Raw genomic sequence first — 3,000 nt, 5'->3', positions numbered from 1 at the left:
GCCACCGGGGCTTGCTCCTTCGTCGCCTACGCCCCGGCGGCTAACCGGCGACCCGGCCGCGACCGGCCACTGCGTGGCCGCCCCTCCCTAGGGGTCGGGGTTCTGGGCTGGGAGTGCGGTGATGGCGGTGTTCGTGTCTGTCGGAGGGTGTCCCTAGACTCACTCGGGTGAGTTCACCGACGACTGCGCAGGCATCGACAACGACCACTGCCCCGGAGGGTGAGCGGCCTACGCTGCTGCTCCTCGACGGGCATTCGATCGCCTATCGCGCGTTCTTCGCGCTACCGGCGGAGAACTTCAAGACTGTCACGGGTCAGACCACCAACGCGGTGTACGGATTCACCTCGATGCTGATCAATCTGCTGCGCGACGAGAAACCGAGCCACGTGGCCGCGGCGTTCGACGTGTCGCGTAAGACGTTCCGCACCGAGGCGTACCCGGAGTACAAGGCCAATCGCAGTGCCACCCCCGACGAGTTCCGTGGGCAGGTCGAACTCACCAAGGACGTGCTCGGCGCGATGGGCATCCCGGTGATGGCCATCGACGGCTACGAGGCCGACGATGTGATCGCCACTCTCACCACCCAGGCGATGGCACAGGGCTACCGGGTCCTCATCGTCACCGGCGACCGCGACGCGATCCAGCTGGTCAACGACGACGTCACCGTGCTCTACCCGAAGAAGGGCGTCTCGGATCTCACCCGCTTCACCCCGGCCGAGGTGGAGACCAAATACGGGCTCACGCCCGCGCAGTATCCCGACTACGCGGCTCTGCGCGGCGACCCGAGCGACAATCTGCCCGGCATTCCCGGCGTGGGGGAGAAGACCGCCGCCAAGTGGATCCGCGAATACGGCGACCTCGCCACCCTGGTCGACCGCGTCGATCAGGTGAAGGGCAAGGTCGGCGACTCCCTGCGGGCGAACCTGTCGAGTGTGGTGCTCAACCGCCAGCTCACCGAGATGGTGCGCGAGGTGCCGCTGCCCTACACCCCCGACCAGCTGATCAAGGCGCCGTGGGACCGCGACAAGATCCACCAGCTCTTCGACGACCTCGAGTTCCGGGTGCTGCGTGACCGGCTGTTCGACACCCTCGGTTCCCCGGAGCCGGAAGCCGAGTCGGGTTTCGAGATCAGCGGTGGTGCCCTCGATCAGGGCGCGGTCGCCGACTGGCTGGCCGAGCACGCGAAAGCCGGTGTGCGCCATGGCCTCTCGATCGTCGGGACCGGGACGCCGGTGCACGGTGACGCGCGGGCACTGGCGATCGCCGCCGCCGACGGTGAGGGCGGCTACATCGACCTGACCGTCCTCACCCCCGAAGACGAGACGGCGCTGGCCACCTGGCTGGCCGATCCCGAGGTGCCCAAGGCGCTGCACGAGGCCAAGTCCGCCGGGCACGCACTGCGCGGGCGTGGCTTCACCCTGGGCGGTCTCGCCACCGACACCGCCCTGTCGGCCTACCTGGTCCGCCCCGGTCAGCGCAGCTTCAACCTCGACGATCTGTCACTGCGCTATCTCAAGCGCGAACTGCGTGTCGAGACCGGCGACACGGGCCAGCTGTCCCTGCTCGACGACGAGGACACTGTCGCCGCCGATATCGCCCGCGAGGAGATGTTGCGTGCCCGCGCGGTCGCCGACCTGGCCGTCGCCCTGGATACCGAACTCGAAGCCATCGAATCGACCCCACTGCTCACGGAGATGGAGCTGCCGCTGCTCGGCGTGCTCGGTCAACTGGAGGAAGCGGGCATCGCGGTCGACGTCGCCCAGCTCGAGAACCTCCAGCAGCAGTTCGCCGATCGTGTCACCGAGGCCGCGAACTCCGCGTACGAGGTGATCGGCAAGCAGATCAATCTCGGCTCGCCCAAGCAGTTGCAGGTGGTGCTGTTCGACGAGCTCGACATGCCGAAGACCAAGCGCACCAAGACCGGCTACACCACCGACGCCGACGCGCTGGAATCGCTGTTCGAGAAGACCGGTCACGCGTTCCTGGAGCACCTGCTGGCCCACCGCGACGCGACCCGGCTCAAGGTGACCGTCGACGGCCTGCTCAAGTCGGTCTCCGACGACGGCCGCGTGCACACCACGTTCAACCAGACCATCGCCGCCACCGGTCGGCTCTCCTCGACCGAGCCGAATCTGCAGAACATCCCGATCCGCACCGACACCGGCCGCCAGATCCGCGACACCTTCGTGGTCGGCCCCGGCTTCGCCGAACTCATGACCGCCGACTACAGCCAGATCGAGATGCGCATCATGGCGCACCTGTCCGGGGACGCGGGCCTGATCGAGGCCTTCAATTCCGGCGAGGACCTGCACACCTTCGTCGCATCGAAGGCCTTCGACATCCCGATCGCGGAGGTGAGCTCCGAGCTGCGCCGCCGGATCAAGGCCATGTCCTACGGTCTCGCCTACGGTCTGAGCTCCTACGGCTTGAGCGCCCAGCTCAAGATCAGCACCACCGAGGCCAAAGAGCAGATGGACGTGTACTTCGACCGTTTCGGCGGCATCCGCGACTACCTGTCCGACGTCGTCGACCAGGCCCGCAAGGTCGGCTACACCCAAACCCTGTTCGGCCGCAGGCGTTACCTGCCCGACCTGGATTCCAGCAACCGTCAGCGCCGTGAATCCGCCGAGCGGATGGCACTGAACGCGCCGATCCAGGGCACCGCCGCCGACATCATCAAGGTCGCGATGATCAACGTGCAGAACGCGATCCGCGAAGCGGGCCTGCGCTCGCGGATGCTGCTGCAGATCCACGACGAACTGGTCTTCGAGGTCGCCGACGGCGAGCGCGATGCCCTCGAAGCCCTTGCGCGCGAACAGATGTCGGCCGCGATCGACCTCTCGGTCCCGCTCACCGTCTCCGTCGGCACCGGCCGGAGCTGGGATTCGGCCGCGCACTGAGCTGGTCCGCACAGCACGAGGGGCGGGAGCCGCGGCGGGGTGGGGGCCCGCGGGGGGGGTCGGGGGGGTGGGTGAGGAGGAACACGGACGCCGCACACCG

1 protein-coding gene is annotated in these 3,000 nt (G+C 67.8%); it reads left to right on the top strand.

Features of this window, described 5'->3' with window-relative positions:
• Positions 1-167: 167 nt before the first annotated feature.
• Complete coding sequence (gene polA / locus ACWFRF_RS34830; RefSeq protein ID WP_452454364.1) at positions 168-2,900, top strand: DNA polymerase I; 2,733 nt, start codon at positions 168-170, stop codon at positions 2,898-2,900.
• Positions 2,901-3,000: the final 100 nt, after the last annotated feature.

Source organism: Nocardia sp. NPDC055165 (genome assembly GCF_053606985.1).
The sequence above is the reverse complement of the archived record's forward strand: the minus strand, read 5'-3'. Positions and strand labels throughout refer to the sequence as shown.